A 19,411-nucleotide genomic window follows, 5' to 3' on the forward strand; every position below is an offset into this window, starting at 1 on the left:
CCGAAACATGATGTCACTCCGCAGCCATAACGCGTTGCAGCTCCGGAGCATTTTGCACTGGATGATGTGCTTCTCCCTTCGTTGGCTTGATGCGGAACCACGTGGCATAGAGAGCGGGAAGAAACAGCAGGATCATTACGGTTCCGACCGCAGTACCGCCGATCAGCGTGTAGGCCATCGACCCCCAGAATACCGAATGGGTGAGAGGGATGAAGGCAAGAACGGCGGCGAGTGCCGTCAGCATGACCGGACGTGTCCGCTGCACCGTCGCCTCGATGACGGCGTGATAGTCGTCGAGACCGGCTGCCTGGTTCTCCTTGATCTGCTCGGTCAGGATCAAGGTGTTGCGCATAAGGATTCCCGCCAGCCCGATCAATCCGAGAATGGCGTTGAAGCCGAACGGCTGATGGAAGAAGAGCAGGACCGGAACCACGCCGGCAAGGCCGAGCGGCCCCGTCAGCATGACCATGGTCATGGTCGACAGGCTGCGGACCTGCAAGACAATGACGATCAGCATGGCGGCAATCATCGCCGGGAAGATCTGGACGAGGGCGACATTGGCCTTCAAGGACTCCTCGATGTTTCCTCCCATCTCGATACGATAGCCGGCCGGAAGCGAGGCGATCAGCGGCTGAAGCGCCTTCATCACCTGCTGCGAAACCTCCGGGGGCTGCGTTGCCTCGTTGATGTCGGAGCGGACGGTAATGACGGGCGTTCGATCGCGTCTTTTCAGGATCGGCTCTTCAAACCGGATTTCCGAGTGGCCGATCTGATCGAGCGGAACCTGCCGGCCATCGCGGCTCATCAGCGAGAAGTCTGCCAATCTTGACGGATCGAGCCTGTTTTCGCCGGCGCTACGCGCGATGACGGGCACGTTGCGGATGTTCTCGCGAACCTGCGTGATCGGAATGCCGCTCAACAGCAATTGCATCTGCTGAGCTGCTTCCGCCGGCGAAAGACCGATGAGACTCAACCGATCCTGATCGGGAACGAAACGCAGCACGGGCGTGCGGTTACCCCAGTCGCGGTTTGCCTGCCGGACATCCGGTATGCCCTTCATGACATCGAGAGCCTTCTCCGAAATCTGGTACAACTGCTTGGGATCGGGCCCCATGATGCGGAACTCGACCGGGAATGGCGTGTAGGGACCGAAGACGAGCTGCGTAACACGAACGTAGGCTTCCGGAGCGAGCCCGTCTGACACAGCAGTGCGAAGGCGTTGCTTCAGGGCTTCGCGGGCCTCGGCGTCCGGCGTCAGCACGACGATCTTGGCAAAGGATGGGTCCGGCAATTCCGGCGCCATCGCGAAGAAGAAGCGAGGAGCGCCCTGCCCTACATAGCTCGTGACGGTCTTAGCCTCCGGTTGTTTCTGCAGCCATCCTTCGAGCTTTTCGACCGTCGCCGTTGTCGTCTCGATACTGGTGCCCTCGGGCAAGCGGACCTCCACCAGTACTTCGGGGCGGTCCGACGTCGGGAAGAATTGCTGCTTGACCGCTCCCATGCCGACAACGGACACACCCATAGCGATGCCGACCACCGCGCAGGTGACGAACTTGTGCCGCACGGCAAACTCGATCATCCCCCGAAGGCGGCGATAGTTCGGCGTGTCGTAGATGGCGTGATGGCCACCATCGATCGGCTTGATCGCCGGCAGCATCTTCACGCCGAGGTAGGGTGTGAAGACCACGGCGACGATCCAGGAGACGATGAGGGCAAAGCCCACAACCCAGAAGATGTTGCCGGCATATTCGCCGGCGGTCGAGCGGGCAAAGCCGACCGGCATCAGCCCGATGATAGTCACCAGCGTGCCGGACAGCATGGGGGCGGCCGTGTGGCTCCAGGCATAGGCGGCCGCCTTGGTGCGATCCATGCCCTCTTCCATTTTCACCACCATCACCTCGATAGCGATGATGGCATCGTCGACCAGAAGGCCGAGCGCCAGGATGAGCGCCCCAAGCGTGATACGGTCGAAGAACCGGCCGGTCTCCAGCATGATGAGGAAGACGACGGCAAGCGTGAGGGGCACGGCAAGCGCAACGACGATGCCCACGCGCCACCCCAGGCTGATGAGGCTTACGAACAGCACGACGCCAAGCGCCATGGCGAATTTCAGCATGAATTCGCCGACGGCTTCCTGAATGTTGACGGCCTGATCGCTGACCTTGGCGAGCGTCATGCCGAGCGGCAAGGTTCGTGCGATCGCACCGGATCTTTCTTCCAGCGCCCTGCCGAGTTCCAGCCCGTTCCAGCCCTGCTGCATGACGACGCCCAGCATGATGGCCGGTTCGCCATTGTGACGAATGAGATAGGTCGCCGGATCTTCATAGCCACGGCGAATTTCCGCAAAATCCGAGAGCTTCAGCGTGCGTCCGGCTGCGACGATGGGCGTATCGGCGATTGCTTGGATGCTGCCGTAAGCCCCATCGAAGCGGATGAACACCTGCGGGCCGCGCGTATCGATCGATCCCGCCGGCGTCACGGTATTCTGCCGCTGCAAGGCGGCCGCGATGTCCTGTGCCGAAATTCCGAGAGTGGCCAGTTTGGCAAAGGAGAATTCGACAAAGATCTGTTCGGGCCGTTCTCCGAGAATGTTGATCTTCTTGACGCCGGGCACATGCAGAAGGTCCTGGCGGATCACCTCTGCCTGGCGCACGAGGTCGCGCATCGGCATGCCCTTGGCCTTCAGGGCATATAGACCGAAGCTGACGTCGGAATACTCATCGTTGACGAAGGGACCGAGCACGCCCTGGGGCAAGTTGCGTGCCTCGTCTCCAAGCTTCTTTCGAGCCTGGTAGAATTCCTCTTCGACCGCTGTGGGCGGCGTGCTGTCCTTCAGCGTGACGGTCAGGAAGGCATATCCCGGCCGCGTGGTCGTCTCGACACGGTCGTACCAGGTAAGTTCCTGGAGGCGCTTCTCGAGAGGCTCTGCGACAAGATCCTGCATTTCGCGCGCCGTCGCGCCCGGCCACACGGCCGTCACGGTCAAGGTCTTGATGGTGAACGAGGGATCCTCCGCCCGTCCAAGCTTGGCGAAAGCGTAGACGCCGGCCGCAGCCAGCAGCACGATGAAGAAGAGGGTAACGGCTCGCTCGCGAACCGCGAGCGCGGAAAGATTGAAGGTCATTGGTTGGCCGCCTCTGTTTTTTCCGCACGGACGTTCGCACCGTCCTGCAGGAGATGCGCTCCGAGAGCGACGATCGGCTCGCCTGCCTTGAGGCTGGAAACCACCGCGACCTCCTCGCCCATCTTCTCTACCTTCACTTGCCGGAAGTGCACGGTCGATGATTTTTGGTCAAAGACCCACACGCCAGTTCGGCTGCCATCATCAAAAACAGCACCAATCGGCACCGCCGCATGCGCCTGACCGCCATCGCTGGCGATTTTGATCGTCACCGTCGCGCCGAGCGGAGCCGACGCTGCCGCGCCATCCAGAACCCAGCGTGCTTCATAGGTGCGGGTTTGAGGATCGGCGGCATCCGAGATCTGCCGAAGCCGCGCCTTGTCTTGCCGGCTTTCGTTGCCGTAGATGCTGGCCTCTGCAACGTCCCCAATCTGGGGCCGAACGGATTCCGGAAGCCAGACCACGGCCTCGCGAGGTCCGGCTTGGGCGAGCCGGATGACCGTCTGTCCAGCCGCGACCACTTGCCCCGGCTCTCCGAGCGTTTCGACCACGGTGCCATCAGTATCGGCGATCAGCAGTGAATAAGTTGCCGCATTTTCGGCGACGCTTGCATCGGCCTGCGCTGCGGCAAGTTGTGCAGTTGCGGTGTCCAGGGCTGCTTTTGCCTGTTCATAGCGCTGCGGAGAAGCGGCCGCCAATCCGTTTTTCACCAAAGCGGCGTAGCGTCTCTCGTCAGCTTGCGCCTGGGTGAGGACGGCTTGAGCCGCAGCGACCGCGTTGCGTTTTGCGGCAAGCGCCAGACGCAGGTCGGTCTCGTCGATGCGCATCAAAGGCTGACCGGCTTTCACCTGCTGGCCGACGTCAACATAACGCTCTATGATCTTGCCGGGCACCCGAAATCCGAGGTTGCTTTGCACCCGAGCGGCGATCGTGCCGGTGAAGGTGCGTATCATCGTCTCCGGCCTCTTTGCATCCACCAAACTGACGAGTGGCGGCGCCACGCGGGGGTCCGCGGCTTGCGCCTTTCCTTCCGAAGATTCGGCAAGGAGAACGAAGGTAGTGGCGCCAACGGCCGCCAATATGCCGACGGAGGCGAGGAGAATTTTGCGATTCATGTCATTTGACCCTTGTTGACGGGCGCAGCAGTTAAATTAGATTGTGATCTAACTCTAAATGTGCTATAGATGTCAAGTGAAATCTAAATGGAGATCGATATGAGAGTCAGTCGGGCTCAGGCAGAGGCAAATCGCGAAGCGGTCATCAACGCGGCAAGCCGGCTCTTCCGGGAGCATGGATTCGACGGGATCGGGCTGAAGGACCTGATGAAGGGCGCCGGTCTTACCCAAGGCGCTTTTTACAAACAATTCGCGTCGAAGGACGATCTTGCCGCGCTTGCATCGAGGCGCGCTCTGGAAAGCGCCACAAGACGATGGTCGAGCGCGGCCGCAGACGCCTCCGACCCCTTGGAAGCGGTCATGGCATTCTATCTCTCCAAGGATCACAAAGGAGAGATGGCGGAAGGTTGCCCCCTGGTGGCGCTGGGAGCGGATGCGGCTCGGCAAAGCAGGGAAGTCAGGCGCCCGTTTGAAGATGGCATTCGAGCTCACTTCGAGGTGCTGGATGAACTGATGGGTGATGCCGGCGGCGCAAGTCCGAGCGATAAGGCGATGGCGATTCTGTCTTTGATGGTCGGTGCCGTTACGCTTTCCCGTATCATCGAGGATGAGAAGCTGTCGCAGGGCGTACTCGACGCGGCCACTGGTGAAGTCAGGCGTATCGCGCATCGCGACGATGTTGCCTGAAGGCTATGTCGGCTCGGGAGCCGGCACTGACATCGGCCGAGATCTAGCTGCCGGCGGTGTGGGGTGAGAGCGTTCTTGGACCTTTGAGGAATTACAGGTTTTGAGAGCAGGCCCTGACCCATTGTCGGTCGGGACGCTGATTGCATGCCTATTCCTGAAGAAGGCAGGTGGAAAACAGATGCGTCGTATTGTTGTTACGGGTATGGGGGCCATCAGTCCCCTTGGAGCGAACGTTTATATGTCCTGGTCGCGCCTTCTGGCCGGCAAAAGCGGCATTCGGCGACTGAGTGACGATGTGGTCGGAGATCTGCCTTCGAAAATCGGAGGCGTGGTCCCCTCTCTCGCCGAAGATCCCGAGGGAGGCTTCGATCTGGATACGATCATGCCGCCAAAGGATCAACGCAAGGTCGACCGGTTCATCATTTTCGCGCTGGCGGCCGCGGAAGAGGCGCTGACGCAAGCGAACTGGAGGCCGGCGTCGGATGAAGACAGGCTGAGAACCGCGACGATCATCGCGTCCGGCATCGGTGGCTTTCCGGCAATAACCGAGGCCGTCCGCACCGTCGATCAACGCGGTGTGCGCCGCCTCTCGCCCTTCACCATTCCGTCCTTCCTGGTCAATCTCGCAGCCGGACAAGTCTCAATCCGCCACGGCTTCAAAGGTCCACTTGGCGCGCCCGTGACGGCATGCGCCGCTGGCGTTCAAGCCATCGGCGATGCCGCCAGGCTTATTCGATCCAATGAAGCCGACATTGCCGTTTGCGGCGGAACGGAAGCCTGCATGAACATCGTCAGCCTTGGCGGTTTCGCCGCAGCAAGATCGCTGTCGACCGGTTTCAACGAAACGCCGAGCAAGGCCTCGCGTCCCTTCGACGCCTCGCGTGACGGCTTCGTCATGGGCGAAGGGGCAGGCATACTCGTCATCGAAGCACTGAGCCACGCTCTTGCTCGCGGTGCCACCCCGATTGCCGAACTCGTCGGATACGGGACGACGGCCGACGCCCACCACATCACCTACGGTCCCGAAGATGGAAACGGGGCGCTGAGAGCAATGGAGCTTGCCATCGCGCAAGCCGGCGTGGCCCCTCATGAAGTGGGTCATCTGAACGCGCATGCCACTTCGACACCGGTGGGCGATCTCGGAGAAATCAGGGCTATCAAGAGCTTGTTTGGCGATGGAAAATCTGTCGCAGTGAGTGGAACGAAGTCGGCAACGGGACACTTGCTCGGTGCAGCCGGGGGGCTGGAAGCAATCTTCACGATCTTGGCCCTCAAGAACCAGATCGCACCACCGACCCTGAACTTGAGTATTCCGGATCCGGAAGCGACCGGAATCGATTTCGTCGCAAATGAAGCACGCCGCATGGACGCTGAATACGCGATATCCAACGGCTTCGGTTTTGGCGGTGTCAATGCCAGCGCACTTTTCCGGCGCTGGCCGGCGCAAAGCCGTCGACGGATATCCTCCTTCGGCTGATGGTTTCTCACCGCATCATGAAACCTTTATCTTTGCCCAGGAGCTGATCTTCCATGAAACCGACGGAGGTTACCATCCGGAACATAACGCACCTCAGGCCGAGGATTGCCGTCATTGGCGTCGGCGGCGGCGGTGGCAATGCTGTCAACAATATGATCGCGCAGAATCTCAAGGGGGTCGAATTCATCGTTGCGAACACCGATGCCCAGGCTCTGTCGATGTCAATGGCGCCGCGGCTTGTCCAGCTCGGCCTGACCGTCACCGAAGGGCTTGGCGCCGGATCCCTCGCGGAGACCGGACAGGCAGCAGCGGAAGAAACTGTCAACGAGATTATGGACCACCTGGCCGGAACACACATGTGTTTTGTCACTGCGGGCATGGGAGGCGGCACTGGAACAGGCGCGGCGCCCGTCATCGCTCAGGCTGCGCGGAAGGCGGGCATGCTGACGGTCGGTGTCGTCACCATGCCATTCGCCTTCGAGGGTACACATCGAATGCGGACGGCACGACAGGGGATTGAGCGTCTCGGCGAAAGCGCCGACACGGTGATCGTAATTCCCAATCAAAACCTTTTCCGCATAGCCGATGCCAAGACAACCTTCGCCGACGCCTTCGAAATGGCCGATCGCGTTCTTCACGCGGGCTTCAGCTCCGTTGTCGATCTGATCGTCAAAGAAGGGTTGATCAACCTGGATTTCGCTGACGTAAGGTCGGTGATGCGCGACATGGGTCGAGCGGTGATGGGCACGGGCGAAGCGGCGGGGACGGCCGCGCCAGAATCGCGGCAGAGGCGGCGGTTGCCAATCCGCTTTTCGACGATACATCGGTCAGGGGGGCGAGAGGACTGCTCGTCTCCATCTCCGGCGGGCTGGACATGACGCTTTTTGACGTTGACGAGGCAGCCACACGTGTCCGCGAGGAGGTCGATGCCGACGCAAACATCGTCGTCGGCGCGACTTTCAACGAAACACTTGAAGGACGACTGCGGGTTTCTGTCGTCGCAACCGGGTTACGGCAGCCGGCAGAAGTGATCTCCCTTTCAGAACGCAGGGCGTGACGCTCTTGTTATCGCCGGGATCAAGCCGGAAGTTGTGTGGCATCCGATTTATTGCAGCGGTCACTGCAAGCCGAAGCTAAATTGGACCTGGAAAACGCGCACCAGCGTCCGGTCAGCTGGAGCCAGTCCATCTAACTCGCAAAAATCGGCTATAGAGTTCCAGGAAATGGTCGCAGCGGTTTTCCGTCCGGAATGCGTCGGGAAATAAGAGCATAGAGCATTTTCGCGATTCGAAGAAAAGCAGAAACGCTCTCGGACGACCAGCTTTGGAAAAGCAATAGCTTGAGGATGGCAACTCAAAAATATGAAGCAAAATTTTTCAATTTTGCTTCATCCTGAATTCAATTGGCCAGGGTTTTATCGAGCTGAACAGCCGATGTGATCAGGGCCTCGGGCGATTTCTGAACGCTTCGGCTTCGGCGTAGAACTTCTTTTCCCATTCCTTGTGATTATCGAGGCCTTCCTTGATGAAGGGCGTGAAGATCGCCAGGTTCATCAGAGCCCAGTTGACGATGCGGGCCGGGAATTTCAGCGGCTTTACGAAATCGACGAAGAGCACCACGCGGGTCTTGTCGGAATGGTTCCAGGCTTCGTGCTCATAGGCGTCGTCAAAGATCAGCGCCTTGCCTTCCTGCCAGTGGCAAACCTGCTTGTCGACGCGGATGGCGAGCTTGTCGTTCGGCTCCGGCACGATGAGGCCAAGATGCAGACGCAGCACGCCGTTATAGGGTCCGCGGTGAGCGGGAAGATGCTTGCCCGGCTCGAAGATGGAGAACATCGCCGTCGTCAGGCCGGGAATCTTCTGCACGGCGGCCCAGGTGTTCGGGCACGCCTTGATGTTCTGCTCGGACTTCACGCCGAAACCGAGGAGGAAGAAGGTCTTCCAACGGGTGTCCGTAGAGATGGTCTTCACGTCGGTAGAGATGTCCTGGAAGGTCGGCAGCTCGCTCTGACGCAGCAGCACCTTCTCAAGCTCGGCACGGATCGCCGGATAATCCTTCTCGATCTCGGCCGCCCAGGGGAAGGTCGCGACATCGTAGACCGGCGGGTTGCCGAGCTTTGCATATTTCAAATTGAGGCTTTCGGCCCAGGCGACGATGCCCATGAAGAAGCGCGTCATGACGCTCGGACGATCCATCGGCGTAATGCCGGCCGTACCGAAGGTCTGTTCCGGAGCACGAGATTGGTTGGAAGTGGGAGCAGGTGCACTCAAGGGGCTCTCCGTCATGTCTGTCTTTTGGGCCGTCCGGGAGGAAATCTGCCTTACGGGAATTGCATGGAAATTCCGGAGTGGCAACAGGCTCGAACATCGTTAGTGCTCGCCTGCCGTTCCTGATTGACGCCCGACTCCTTTGTTATGCGATGATCACAATAGGCGATTATATGAGTTGAATAGTCGAATTTCGCAAGAGAGTCCGTTCGCAACGAGCGGTGGTTTGTCGTGGAAGAAATCTCCGGCGATTCTCGAGATGGATTCACCTCAGAATCGGCAAAAATGCGGCGGGATCCGCCGACTCTCCTTCACTGCACAGTTTGAACCTGAATTATTAGCCGGACAACTGCAAGTCCCGCAACCAAAGCCGCGATCGACAGGAAAACCGACAAGGCGACATAGGCAATGGCCGGCATCCACTGTCCGCGCTCCCAGAGCGTGACGCTTTCCAGAGCAAAGGTCGAAAATGTCGTGAATCCACCTAGAACACCTGTCGTCAGAAACAACCGCACCTCCTGCGGCATACCGCCGCGAAAGGCGAAATATTCCGTCAGCAGCCCCATGGCGAATGCCCCAAGGACATTGACGATGAGCGTGCCGAACGGAAATTCTATTCCGAGCAGACGTGCGGCGACCTCGTTGAGACCGAGGCGGAACGCGCCGCCCAATCCAGCTCCGAGAAACACGACAAGATAGAGCACGACAACCTCCAGCCGTCCTTGCGTCAAACCTTTTCCATCTTATGGATATTTTCCCGCCGCATCTGCAAGCCGTGCTTGCGAATATGACGAAGCGGCACATCGGCAGCGATGTTGCCGGAAGCAGCACTCTTCGCGATGCCGAGACGCTGCGATAGATAAATGCTGGTGTGGCCGCTGCAGATATAGGCAAGGAAGCAGGCGACGGCGAGATAGACGGTATGCGTCGCGCCGAAGAGCTCGATGCCCATGATCATGCAGGCAAGCGGCGTATTGGTGGCGCCGGCAAAGACGGCAACAAAGCCCAACCCGGCGAAGAGATCGGCCGGCGCGCCGAGAATGGCCGCAAGCGCATTGCCGAGCGCGGCTCCGATGAAGAACAACGGCGTCACCTCGCCGCCCTTGAAGCCGGCGCTGAGCGTCACGATCGTGAAGACCGCCTTCCAGAACCAGCTCCAATAGTCGATATGGGCAGGATCGAAGAAACCGATGATCGTCGCATCGCCCGTGTTGGGGGACCAGACGCCAAGCCCAAGATATTGTCGCGTGCCGAGCAGATAGACGAGGCCGATGAGGATCGCGCTGGCGATGACGGGCCTGAGCGGCGCATAGGCGCAAAAACGTTTGAATGCCGCCGAGGCGGCATGCGAGACCTCACTGAACGAGCGTGCCATCAGACCGAACAGCACGCCGGCGAAGCCGACCTTGGCGAGCAGCAAGGCATCGAGATGGAACGTACCGGCCGGCGTACCGGCGAGATAGCCGATCCGATACTGGATATGCTCGATCCCCCAGGCATGGCAGGTCCAATCGGCGGCGATCGCCGCCGCAAGGCTGGGGATCAGTGCTTCATACTGCATCCGCCCGATCGTCAAAACCTCTAGAGCGAAGACCGCACCCGCGATCGGCGTGCCGAAGACGGCACCGAAACCGGCTGCTATGCCGGCCATGAGGAGGATGCGGACCTCGGCGTGGCTGAGCCGGAAGACCTTGGCGAAGGCGCTGGCAATGCTGCCGCCGAGCTGCACGGCCGTCCCTTCGCGTCCCGCCGAACCGCCGACCAGATGTGTCAGAACCGTCGAGACCAGAATGAAAGGCGCCATGCGCAGCGGCACGCCGCCGCCGGGCTCGTGGATCTGATCGACGATCAGATTGTTGCCGCCTTCCGAGCCGCGCCCAAAATGCTGGTAGACCAGCACCATCAGGAAGCCGGCGACCGGCATCAGGAAGATCAGCCAGGGATACTCGAAGCGCGTCGCAGTCGCCTTATCGAGGCTCCACAGAAAAAGCGCGCAAAGCGAACCGACGACGGCCGCCATAGGCACGACCAGAACTATCCATTTGAACAGGCTGCGAAATTGCTGAAAGCGATGATGAAAATAGGCGGATGCAGACATCAGTTTGTCCCTCCCGCGAAGCCGATGGACGATCTTCCGGGGACACTGGATAGGAAATATGTGCGGGATAACGGCATGAAAAAAGACACGAACCTACTCCTTTACCCATCGGGCGCGTTGAGTAGGAGTCATCAGCTTCCCTGGAAATGTCAGAGCAGCGGTTCGGCCACGATGGCCCGGCAGAAATCCATTACCGTTGGGCATTCAATATAGAAACAGGGCTACCGCTGTCAATCTGTTGCGGCGAACTGCATCGGATGCAATTTCATCAAACGGCGATGGCGATCATCTCGATCGGCGCGAGCAAACCGCCTTCGACCGACATATTGACGTTGCTGCTCCGCTCACCTGCCCGCGGCCCCATCAGGGTGCGAAATCCCTGGTCCCGTGCCTCGCCTGCTGCTGCCCTGGCGCGCGCTTCATGCACAAGCCGGATTGCCAGGGCGCTGCGATCCTGCTCCTGCTCCACCGCGAAGCCGGCTTCTTCGAGCAGATGACGGTAGACATGGGGGCTGCAGACGAAACTTGTCTCCGGCTCCATCGCCCATGGCATCGGATAGGGCAGCATGCCTTCGCGCATCTGCATGATTTCATAGAGACCAAAACGGCTGCCCGGCTTGAGAATGCGCCTGATCTCCGCAAACAATCGCGCCTTGTCTTCGATGTTCATCCCGACATGGATGAGGGTAGCGCGATCGAAGCTGCCGCTCTCGAAGGGCAGCGCCAAAGCACTTCCCTGCTGAAAGGAGACTTGATCCGCAAGACCGCAACGGACCGTCAGCGAATTGGCAACCCGAACGAATTCCTCGGTCAGATCGATGCCCGATACGGTGCATCCATAGGCATCCGCAAAATGACGGGCGGGGCCGCCGAGCCCCGAGCCGATATCCGCAAGCCTCAGCCCGGCGGCAAGATCAAGATCGCGCGCCAACTCCACCGTGGCCGCATGACGACCCAGATGAAATTCATCCACTCCCGCCAGGTCGCGGATGCGGAGATTGTCGATATCCTTGCCATCGGCCAACAGGGTTTGCAGGATCGCTGTTTCCAGCGATCCGTGCGTGTAGTGGCTGGCAACTTTTTCCTCGGTAAACATGCATGTACTCCCAAGGCTTTGCTTGAAGGTTGCTTACGCCATCAGACCTTCAGCTCACGCCGTTCGACTTCAGTCACCATGGCAAGATCCAGCACGCGCTGCAAGTTGGCCGCGTGGCGGAAGCTCGGGTCCTGGCTGCTGCCGGTCGTCACGGCTTCAGCGAAACGCTGATAGTTGGTCAGGACCGGCGGCACTTCGATGACCTTCCAGGTCGCCGTTTCGGTGTCTTCGCCGAGGCAGCCACGCAATTCGGAACCGTTGGGGCTGTGGGATACTTCCAGGCCACCGCGCTCGCCATAGATGCGCAGTTTCAACTCGTTCAGATGCCCGGTTGCCCAGCGGCTCGCATGCACGACACCGAGCGCGCCGTTGGCGAAATCGACCGCCATGGAGAAGCTGTCGTTCGCGTCAAGCGTATATTCGCCGATCCGCTCGCCGGGCGCCTTCTCGAAGGTCTTCAGGCGCGCGAAGACGTGATCGATATCCGTCGCGGCGCCATAGGCGGCGAAATCACAGATATGGATGCCGATATCGCCGAGAACGCCGTTCGAGCCATGCCCGGTCGACAGACGCCAAAGCCACTTGGACTCACTGCGCCAATCGCCCCAGGCCTTGGAAACGAGCCAGCTCTGCAGGTAGGACGCCTCCACATGCTTGACCGTGCCGATCTCGCCCGAGATCACCATCTCGCGCGCCTTCTGCAGCTGCGCGACATTGCGATAGGTCAGATTGACCATGTTGACGACCCCTGCCCTTTCGGCAGCTTCCGTCATCTCGAGTGCCTTTTCGTAGTTTTCCGCAAGTGGCTTCTCGCAGAGAACATGCTTGCCGGCGGCAAGCAGCGGCAAGGTCGTCGGATGATGAGCCTTGTCCGGCGTGACGTTGGTCGCCGCATCGAACTCGCCCCAGGCCAGCGCCTCGTCGAGCGACGAGAAGCGCTTCTTGATATCGAACGTATCGCAAAAGGCGGTGAGCCTCGTCGCATCCGTATCGACGGCGCCGACGATCTCGACGCCAGGAATGCGGGCAAAATGCTCCACATGGTTCTTAGCCATGCCGCCCGTGCCAACTACTATGAGACGCATATGATACCTCAGCGATAACCGGCTTCGCCGGCCTGGTGCAGTTTCGGGCCGCGCTCGACGATCGGCTCCAGTGCCTTTTCGACCGGCACGTTCGGCGCATCATGGATGCTGGCCTGGGTGCCGAGCGGGTTATGCGCCCACTTCACCGAATTGATCAGAACCTTCTGAATAGTGCCGTTGTGATAGGTCGGATAGGTCTCGTGGCCGGGACGGAAATAGAAGATGTTGCCGGCGCCACGGCGCCAGGTCATGCCCGAACGGAAAACTTCGCCGCCCTGGAACCAAGAGATGAACACAGTTTCCAGCGGCTCCGGAACGGAGAACTGTTCGCCATACATTTCCTCGTTCTCCAGCTCGAAATGCTCGCCGAGGCCGGCTGCAATCGGGTGGCGGGGATTGATGACCCAGAGGCGCTCGCGCTCGCCGGCTTCGCGCCATTTCAGTGCGCAGGGGGTGCCCATCAGGCGTTTGAAGACCTTGGAGAAATGACCCGAATGCAGGACGATGAGGCCCATGCCCTCCCACACGCGCCTGGCCACGCGCTCGACGATCTCGTCCTTGACGGCGCCGTGATCCTTGTGGCCCCACCACAGAAGAACGTCGGTATCCTTCAGGCGGGCCTCGCTGAGACCATGCTCCGGCTCCTGCAGCGTTGCCGTGGTCGCTTGAATGCCGGCATCGGCATTCAGTGCCTTGGCAATGGTGTTGTGCATGCCTTCGGGATAAATCTCGGCGACGACCTTGTTTGTTTGCTCATGAATGTTCTCGCCCCAGACGACGGCACGAATAGTCATTACGGCACTCCTCTAATACCATTGGGATTGAATAGGTTATGCGATCCAAAGCGCTTTGGGAAAGCGCCGTATTTCAAGCCTTCATCAGCCCATTCGCCCCAAGACATAATGGGACCAAAGGGATTTGACAAAGGCAAAAACTGCTATGAACAACACCTCTGTTTTCAGTGCGACACGGATTTTGAAAAGAGGTTGACGACGAGCACGCCGGCGATAATCAGAGCGAGGCCAATGATCGCGGCGAGATCGAGTTTCTGCCGGAAAAGCACCACTCCAACCATGGAAATCAGCACGATTCCGAGCGCACTCCAGATTGCATAGGCAATGCCTACCGGGATGACCCTCAACGTTACCGAAAGGCAATAGAAGGCGGCTGTATAGCAGACTACCAGAACGATCGTCGGACCGAGGCGCGTAAACTGCTGTGACATCTGCAGCGCCGTCGTACCGATCACCTCCAGCACGATCGCAACCAGCAGCATTGCATAGACCGATGCGTTCGCCATTCCAATTTCTCCGATAGAGTTAGAGCCGCGTCAGCTCGATCAGCCGGTCGATCAGCTTTTGGCGGGCGCCTTGGTCCATGTCGTGGCTGCCGAGCAGGTCAGCCAGCCAGATCCCATCGGCCGCCAGCCTGACGATTGCTGCATCCACCGAGGAATCCGTACCGATATATTCCTCGCTGCGCTCGCGCACCCATGCGTGCCATCGCTGCCGCAATTGCGGCTCAGTGAGCAGCACCATCGTTACCTGTGCCCAGTCCTTGCTGCCCTGCGGCTGATCGCGCAGCGCCAGGCAGGCATGCAGGTAACCGCGGGTAAAGCGGCCATGCGGCAGCGGATCGGCGCGCATCGCTTCCTCGATCGCGGCATCCAGCCGCTCCAGGAGGCTGTCGAACAACGCTTCGAGCAGCATGTTCTTGCTGGGGAAATGATGCAGCAGCCCGCCCTTGCTGACGCCGGAGGCGCCGGAAACGGCATCCAGCGTCACCGCTGTCATCCCCTTTTCGGAAGCAAGGCGCGCCGCCACCTCCAGCAATTGCTGGCGGACGAACAAGGGCTGCTTCTTCCTATGGTGCGCAGTGGACATGGCGACATAACATACCAGTTGGACGGTTTCGTCAACGACCTACTTGATCGCCTCTGAAGCTTATCGAATGTGGCTGATCTTTACGTTCCTCCCTCCTTAGTTTACCGAATGATGGGCGGCATCATTCTCATCGAAGATGCTCACCTTCGTTGCATCGACGGTGAAGGCGATCGGGGAGCCGGTGGCAATGGTCGTCATACCGGGATCGGTGCCGATGATCTTCGAGCCGTCCTTGAGCCGGACGTGAACGAGCGACCGGTCGCCCAGACGCTCGACCGTCTCGACCTGACCGCCGATATCGCCCTTCTCCGCTTTCGCAACGACCAGATGCTCCGGACGGATGCCGAGCGTCAGTCCGGAATTCGCAAGGCCATTGAGCGCTATCGCCGTCCTGATGACCGATCCGTCCGGCAGCGCTGCCGTCGCCAGCCCACCTGCCTCGCCAACACCGGCTATGTCGATGAAGTTCATGCCCGGCGATCCGACGAACTGGGCGACATAGCGCGTCGCCGGGCGCGTATAGATCTCGACCGGCGTAGCCACCTGCTCGATCTTCTTGTTGTTCAAGAGCACGATACGGTCGGCAAGCGTCATCGCCTCCACCTGGTCGTGGGTGACGAAGACCATCGTCGCGCCCAGCCGCTCGTGAAGCTGCGCCAGCTCGACGCGTGTGCGGGTGCGAAGGCCCGCATCGAGGTTGGAGAGCGGCTCGTCGAAAAGGAAGACGTCCGGCTCGCGCACGATAGCGCGGCCGATCGCGACACGCTGGCGCTGGCCGCCCGATAATGCCGAGGGTTTGCGATCGAGAAGATGCGGCATTTCCAGGATCTTTGCGGCCTCCTCGATGCGCCTCGCGATCTCCTGCTTGGGCGTTTTGATATTTCTCAAGCCGAAGGACATGTTGTCGCGAACCGTCATATGCGGATAGAGCGCGTAGGATTGGAAGACCATCGACACGCCGCGCTCGCCGGGCGGCAGCTGGTCGACGCGCTTTCCACCGATCCAGATCTCGCCGCTGGTAATCGACTCCAGGCCGGCAATCATCCGCAGCAGCGTCGACTTGCCGCAACCCGAACCGCCGAGGAAGACGACGAACTCGCCGCGCTCGATCGTCAGATCGATGTCGTTCAGAACCTGCACGGCACCGAAATGCTTGGTGAGGGATTTGATATTGATACCTGCCACTTCACGCCTCCCGCGGAAAAATCGAACTTCGTCGGACTTGCTACTCATCGCACCCCATCCGGCCGCGATCGCCGGGATGGGGCTTCCGCATTGGTTATTTGACGGCACCTACGGCGACACCGCGCGTAAGGGTCCGCTGGAAAATCAGGAAGAAGATGATCGTAGGCGTTATGCCCAGCAGCGAGGCCGCGGCAATTGCCGTCGGATCCTGGGTATTGGCTCCCGTCAGCACGCCCATGGCGACGGAGACCGTCTGGTTGTTGTTGGAGACCAGAAAGACCAGGGGAATCAGGAATTCGTTCCAGGTCCAGATGAAGAAGAAGGTCGCAAGCACCGCAAGGGTCGGGCGAAGCACGGGCACGATCACCATCCAAAGGATCTGCCACCGGCTCGCATTGTCGATCTGCGCCGCCTCGATGATCTCGCGCGGAAACGTCGTCAGCACCGAAGACAGAAGATAGGTCCCGAACGCGGTATGCAGCACGCCGATGATCAGGATCACCGAGAACATCGAGTCGAACAGGCCGACCTGCTTGGCCATGTAGTACAGCGGATAGACGAGCGCTTCCTGCGGCGCCATGATCGCGATCAGCAGAATTACCAGCAATGCCTGGCCGCCGCGCACCCGGCCGATGCCGATCGCATAGGCATTGAGCAGGCTGAGGACGACGGCAAGTATGGCCGTGCACGCGCTGATGAAAACACTGTTGAAGAGCTTACGGGGGAAATCGACGGTCGCCCAGAAGTTCTTGAGCGCCGTCAGATCGAAGCTGCGCGGAAAGGCCAGCGGGCCATTGGCGGCGTAGTCCGCAGGCGTCTTAATGGCGTTGAACGCCGCCAGGAAGAACGGAAACAGCGTTCCGGCCAGGAAGACGAGCAGGATCGCCAGGACGATCCAGCGGCCAATCCCCTTCTTCTGGCCATGATGCACCGAAACGGCCTGGGCGGAAATCGAAGACGTGACCGCCATGTCAGTGCCCCCCCTCGGATTGTTTCGATTGCATGCGCAGGAACACGATGCCGAGTATGATGGTCATCACCGTCTGCAGCGTCGCGATGGCCGCGGCATAGCCGACGCGATTCGTCGTGAAGAAATGGTAGTAGGACAAATAGGACGGCACCGTCGTCGCATTGTCAGGCCCGCCCGAGGTCAGAACGTAGATCGGCGCGAAGACCTTGAGAGCCGCGATCAGCGTCGTCAGGGCAACCACGAAAATTTCCGGCATGAGCATCGGGATCGTGATGGAGCGAAAACGTCCGAACCAGCTCGCATTGTCGAGCTCGGCGGCTTCATAGAGCGAAGGGTCGACGCGCGCCAATCCGGACATGAAGACGACCAGACAATAGCCCACCTGCACCCAGACGATCACGGCTGAAACCGCCCAGAGCGCATAAGTGGCATCCCCCAGCCAATTCTTCGCCATGAAATCGAGACCGATCGTCTTCAGCACCGCATTGATGATACCGATCGGATTGAGGATCCATCCCCAGAGAACGCCGGCAGCGGTCAATGGCAGAATCTGCGGCAGATAGAAGCCCGCACGGAAGAAGCTCGACCACGTCTCGCTGAACTGAGCGCTGATATAATCGAACAGCACCGCCGCCAGCAGCAATCCCAAAAGAATGGGCACGATCGTCATCGAGATGATGAAAAGCACCGTATGCTGGATGGATCCCCAGAAGACGGCATCCTGAAGCAGCCTTTGATAGTTTTCCAGACCGACATATCGGGGTGGGATGACACCGCCCTTCCATGTCGTGAAGCTGATCGCGAAATTGGCGATCAAGGGAACGAGCACGACGAGAACAAACCCCAGCGCACCCGGGATCATATAAAGATAGTACCCAGCCCTGCCGGCGCTCTTCGACTTATCCATCGAAATCCTCCAGTCCGATACAGCGAGGCGGCATGAAAGCCGTCTCGCCGTTGTGATTGTCGCCGATGGTGTTTACTGCGCCGCCTGCACGTCGTCGTAAGCCTTCTTCAGGCGCGCTACGAACTGGTCAGGCGTGGTCGAACCGTTTACAAGGCCGGTGGTGGCCTGGATCAGCAGTTCGTAATAGCCCGGAACCGGCCAATCCGGGTAGAAGCCGAGGCCGCCCTTGCTCGAAATCTGGTTGAAGAGCTCGACATTGCGCTTGCCGACCTCGTCGGTGACCGAGGCCGGATCGGCGGCAATGGCAACGCCGCCGAGGTTGGCCTGCATGTTCTGGTTCTCCTTGCTCAGGACAAGATCGATGAACTCATAGGAGAGATCCTTGTTCTTGGCGCTCTTCGGCACCATGAACAGATTGCCGGTCGAACCCACGCTATACTTCGTGGTCGGGAAGATGAACTGGCTCCATTTGAAGTTCTTGATCGAGCTGGCGAAATTGCCGTTGTTCCAGGTGCCGCTGACGAACATCGGCGCCTTGCCGGACGAGAAGAGGTTATCGGCGCCGCCGGTACCCTTCAGGCCGGTCGAATCCTTCGAAATGTAACCCTTGCTCACCCAGTCGGCGATCTTCTGCGCGGCGAACAGGAAAGGCTTGGTGTCGAGCGGCGCCTTGAGACCCTGATAGTTCTTGACCCAGGTGTCGTCAGCCTGCGTCAGCGCCAGCGTATAGACCAGGTGCTGTGCGTTGGAATCTACCGTCCCGTAGGCAAGCGGCGTAATGCCCTTCTTCTTGAATGTATCGAGCGCAGCCTCGAACTCGTTCAGCGTCGTCGGCACTTTCACGCCGTTGGCCTGGAACATGTCGATATTATAGAAAACCGAGACGAATTCGCCATAGACGGGAATGCCGATGATCGGACCGGAACCGTAGATGCCGTTCGCATCGTATTTGCTGAGCTGGCTATTGGTTTCGTTGAGGATCTTGTTCCAGCCCCGCGACTTGAACTGATCGTCGAGCGGCGTCAGCAGCCCCTGCGAAGCGACCAAGCCCGCGGTGGCATTGCCCTTGTTATATTCCAGAACATCAGGCGCCTGATCGGAATTGAGGATGAGGCTGCCTGCCTTCTGCAATTGCTCGAAGGTCTTCTGTTCGAAATTAATCGTGACGTCGGGATGCTTGGCCTTCAGCTCTTCGAGTGCCTTGGTCCATGCCTTGGCCTGCGAAGTATCCGGCAGTTCGAACCACCAGACATTAAATGTTTTGCTCTGGGCTTGCGCCACACTGGCAGCCAACAGAAGCGACATGCCGGCGGAGATCGCCAGCTTCGAAAAAATATTCATATATTCTCCTCCACCATGCGAACCGTGACGGTATCTGTCCGATGACATGGCCCGCGCTGCCATCGGCGTTTTTCCTTCACCTGCACCAAGCGCCCGCCTGCCACATGGGACAAGGAGCGGACGCTCGGCAGTTCCTCCGTTTGGATACCCGTCCTGCCTGAAGCGTCAGCCGCTCCGGG

At 59.6% G+C, this 19,411-nt stretch carries 17 protein-coding genes, 1 pseudogene and 1 riboswitch; of the genes and pseudogenes, 3 read left to right on the forward strand and 15 right to left on the reverse strand.

What is annotated here, in order from left to right; genetic code table 11:
• Positions 1-13: 13 nt before the first annotated feature.
• Together Q4Q11_RS05900 and Q4Q11_RS05905 are read right to left on the reverse strand one after the other, a co-directional pair.
• Positions 14-3,124 (reverse strand): efflux RND transporter permease subunit, encoded by a 3,111-nt coding sequence (locus Q4Q11_RS05900; RefSeq protein ID WP_113213427.1) that lies wholly within the window; start codon positions 3,122-3,124, stop codon positions 14-16.
• Positions 3,121-4,236 carry an efflux RND transporter periplasmic adaptor subunit gene (locus Q4Q11_RS05905; protein WP_498568914.1) on the reverse strand — a complete coding sequence of 372 codons (1,116 nt, stop codon included), beginning with the start codon at positions 4,234-4,236 and terminating at the stop codon, positions 3,121-3,123. Before Q4Q11_RS05905 ends, Q4Q11_RS05900 begins: the two co-directional genes overlap by 4 nt.
• Before the next feature lie 99 nt (positions 4,237-4,335).
• Here Q4Q11_RS05905 and Q4Q11_RS05910 point away from each other — a divergent pair, with 99 nt between their 5' ends.
• The 3 genes and pseudogenes from Q4Q11_RS05910 to ftsZ all read left to right on the forward strand — a co-directional run bounded on the left by Q4Q11_RS05910 (position 4,336) and on the right by ftsZ (position 7,457).
• Complete coding sequence (locus Q4Q11_RS05910) at positions 4,336-4,923, forward strand: TetR/AcrR family transcriptional regulator (protein ID WP_112505648.1); 588 nt, start codon at positions 4,336-4,338, stop codon at positions 4,921-4,923.
• A 178-nt stretch (positions 4,924-5,101) separates the two neighbouring features.
• Positions 5,102-6,400 (forward strand): beta-ketoacyl-ACP synthase II, encoded by a 1,299-nt coding sequence (fabF, locus tag Q4Q11_RS05915; protein ID WP_498568915.1) that lies wholly within the window; start codon positions 5,102-5,104, stop codon positions 6,398-6,400.
• Between the two features lie 53 nt (positions 6,401-6,453).
• Positions 6,454-7,457, forward strand: a pseudogene (gene ftsZ / locus Q4Q11_RS05920) (cell division protein FtsZ).
• A gap of 382 nt (positions 7,458-7,839) precedes the next feature.
• Here ftsZ and olsC read toward each other — a convergent pair.
• The 13 genes from olsC to Q4Q11_RS05985 form a co-directional block, all read right to left on the reverse strand.
• Positions 7,840-8,685 (reverse strand): ornithine lipid ester-linked acyl 2-hydroxylase OlsC, encoded by an 846-nt coding sequence (olsC, locus tag Q4Q11_RS05925; protein ID WP_498568916.1) that lies wholly within the window; start codon positions 8,683-8,685, stop codon positions 7,840-7,842.
• Between the two features lie 293 nt (positions 8,686-8,978).
• Positions 8,979-9,371 (reverse strand): fluoride efflux transporter CrcB, encoded by a 393-nt coding sequence (crcB, locus tag Q4Q11_RS05930; RefSeq protein ID WP_112503842.1) that lies wholly within the window; start codon positions 9,369-9,371, stop codon positions 8,979-8,981.
• A gap of 23 nt (positions 9,372-9,394) precedes the next feature.
• Positions 9,395-10,765, reverse strand: coding sequence for a voltage-gated chloride channel family protein (locus Q4Q11_RS05935; protein WP_498568917.1), 1,371 nt, complete (start codon positions 10,763-10,765; stop codon positions 9,395-9,397).
• Positions 10,766-10,880: 115 nt separating this feature from the next.
• Positions 10,881-10,969: riboswitch (Fluoride riboswitch) on the reverse strand.
• A 64-nt stretch (positions 10,970-11,033) separates the two neighbouring features.
• A complete protein-coding gene (locus tag Q4Q11_RS05940; RefSeq protein WP_498568918.1) occupies positions 11,034-11,861 on the reverse strand; it encodes a class I SAM-dependent methyltransferase in 828 nt (275 codons plus the stop codon).
• 41 nt (positions 11,862-11,902) lie between these two features.
• Positions 11,903-12,946 carry a Gfo/Idh/MocA family protein gene (locus Q4Q11_RS05945; RefSeq protein ID WP_112503744.1) on the reverse strand — a complete coding sequence of 348 codons (1,044 nt, stop codon included), beginning with the start codon at positions 12,944-12,946 and terminating at the stop codon, positions 11,903-11,905.
• A gap of 8 nt (positions 12,947-12,954) precedes the next feature.
• Positions 12,955-13,740, reverse strand: coding sequence for a ThuA domain-containing protein (locus Q4Q11_RS05950; RefSeq protein ID WP_112503742.1), 786 nt, complete (start codon positions 13,738-13,740; stop codon positions 12,955-12,957).
• 164 nt (positions 13,741-13,904) lie between these two features.
• Positions 13,905-14,246 carry an SMR family transporter gene (locus Q4Q11_RS05955; RefSeq protein ID WP_112503739.1) on the reverse strand — a complete coding sequence of 114 codons (342 nt, stop codon included), beginning with the start codon at positions 14,244-14,246 and terminating at the stop codon, positions 13,905-13,907.
• A 19-nt stretch (positions 14,247-14,265) separates the two neighbouring features.
• The gene (locus Q4Q11_RS05960) at positions 14,266-14,829 is read right to left on the reverse strand and encodes a TetR/AcrR family transcriptional regulator (RefSeq protein ID WP_498568919.1); all 564 of its coding nucleotides are present in this window, start codon (positions 14,827-14,829) and stop codon (positions 14,266-14,268) included.
• 96 nt (positions 14,830-14,925) lie between these two features.
• Positions 14,926-16,014, reverse strand: a complete 1,089-nt coding sequence (locus Q4Q11_RS05965; RefSeq protein ID WP_112503734.1) for a sn-glycerol-3-phosphate ABC transporter ATP-binding protein UgpC — start codon at positions 16,012-16,014, stop codon at positions 14,926-14,928.
• A 94-nt stretch (positions 16,015-16,108) separates the two neighbouring features.
• On the reverse strand, positions 16,109-16,984 hold the full coding sequence (locus Q4Q11_RS05970) for a carbohydrate ABC transporter permease (protein WP_113213434.1): 876 nt from the start codon (positions 16,982-16,984) through the stop codon (positions 16,109-16,111).
• Between the two features lies 1 nt (position 16,985).
• Entirely contained in the window at positions 16,986-17,891 is a 906-nt protein-coding gene (locus Q4Q11_RS05975; RefSeq protein WP_112503730.1) for a carbohydrate ABC transporter permease, read from the reverse strand.
• A gap of 72 nt (positions 17,892-17,963) precedes the next feature.
• Positions 17,964-19,232: an ABC transporter substrate-binding protein gene (locus tag Q4Q11_RS05980; protein ID WP_498568920.1), complete on the reverse strand. Its 1,269-nt coding sequence runs from the start codon at positions 19,230-19,232 to the stop codon at positions 17,964-17,966.
• Positions 19,229-19,411, reverse strand: a 183-nt coding sequence (locus tag Q4Q11_RS05985; RefSeq protein WP_498568921.1) for a hypothetical protein, incomplete at its 5' end; no start/stop codon positions are given. The genes Q4Q11_RS05985 and Q4Q11_RS05980, both read right to left, overlap by 4 nt.

It is taken from the genome of Rhizobium sp. UFLA01-1127 (assembly GCF_059803845.1).

Bases quoted from the DNA above. Each gene is read 5' to 3' on its own strand.
- Q4Q11_RS05900 (WP_113213427.1), bottom strand. From the start codon at position 3,124: ATGACCTTCAATCTTTCCGCGCTCGCGGTTCGCGAGCGAGCCGTTACC.
- Q4Q11_RS05905 (WP_498568914.1), bottom strand. From the start codon at position 4,236: ATGAATCGCAAAATTCTCCTCGCCTCCGTCGGCATATTGGCGGCCGTT.
- Q4Q11_RS05910 (WP_112505648.1), top strand. From the start codon at position 4,336: ATGAGAGTCAGTCGGGCTCAGGCAGAGGCAAATCGCGAAGCGGTCATC.
- fabF (WP_498568915.1), top strand. From the start codon at position 5,102: ATGCGTCGTATTGTTGTTACGGGTATGGGGGCCATCAGTCCCCTTGGA.
- olsC (WP_498568916.1), bottom strand. From the start codon at position 8,685: ATGACGGAGAGCCCCTTGAGTGCACCTGCTCCCACTTCCAACCAATCT.
- Q4Q11_RS05935 (WP_498568917.1), bottom strand. From the start codon at position 10,765: ATGTCTGCATCCGCCTATTTTCATCATCGCTTTCAGCAATTTCGCAGC.
- Q4Q11_RS05940 (WP_498568918.1), bottom strand. From the start codon at position 11,861: ATGTTTACCGAGGAAAAAGTTGCCAGCCACTACACGCACGGATCGCTG.
- Q4Q11_RS05945 (WP_112503744.1), bottom strand. From the start codon at position 12,946: ATGCGTCTCATAGTAGTTGGCACGGGCGGCATGGCTAAGAACCATGTG.
- Q4Q11_RS05950 (WP_112503742.1), bottom strand. From the start codon at position 13,740: ATGACTATTCGTGCCGTCGTCTGGGGCGAGAACATTCATGAGCAAACA.
- Q4Q11_RS05955 (WP_112503739.1), bottom strand. From the start codon at position 14,246: ATGGCGAACGCATCGGTCTATGCAATGCTGCTGGTTGCGATCGTGCTG.
- Q4Q11_RS05960 (WP_498568919.1), bottom strand. From the start codon at position 14,829: ATGTCCACTGCGCACCATAGGAAGAAGCAGCCCTTGTTCGTCCGCCAG.
- Q4Q11_RS05970 (WP_113213434.1), bottom strand. From the start codon at position 16,984: ATGGCGGTCACGTCTTCGATTTCCGCCCAGGCCGTTTCGGTGCATCAT.
- Q4Q11_RS05975 (WP_112503730.1), bottom strand. From the start codon at position 17,891: ATGGATAAGTCGAAGAGCGCCGGCAGGGCTGGGTACTATCTTTATATG.
- Q4Q11_RS05980 (WP_498568920.1), bottom strand. From the start codon at position 19,232: ATGAATATTTTTTCGAAGCTGGCGATCTCCGCCGGCATGTCGCTTCTG.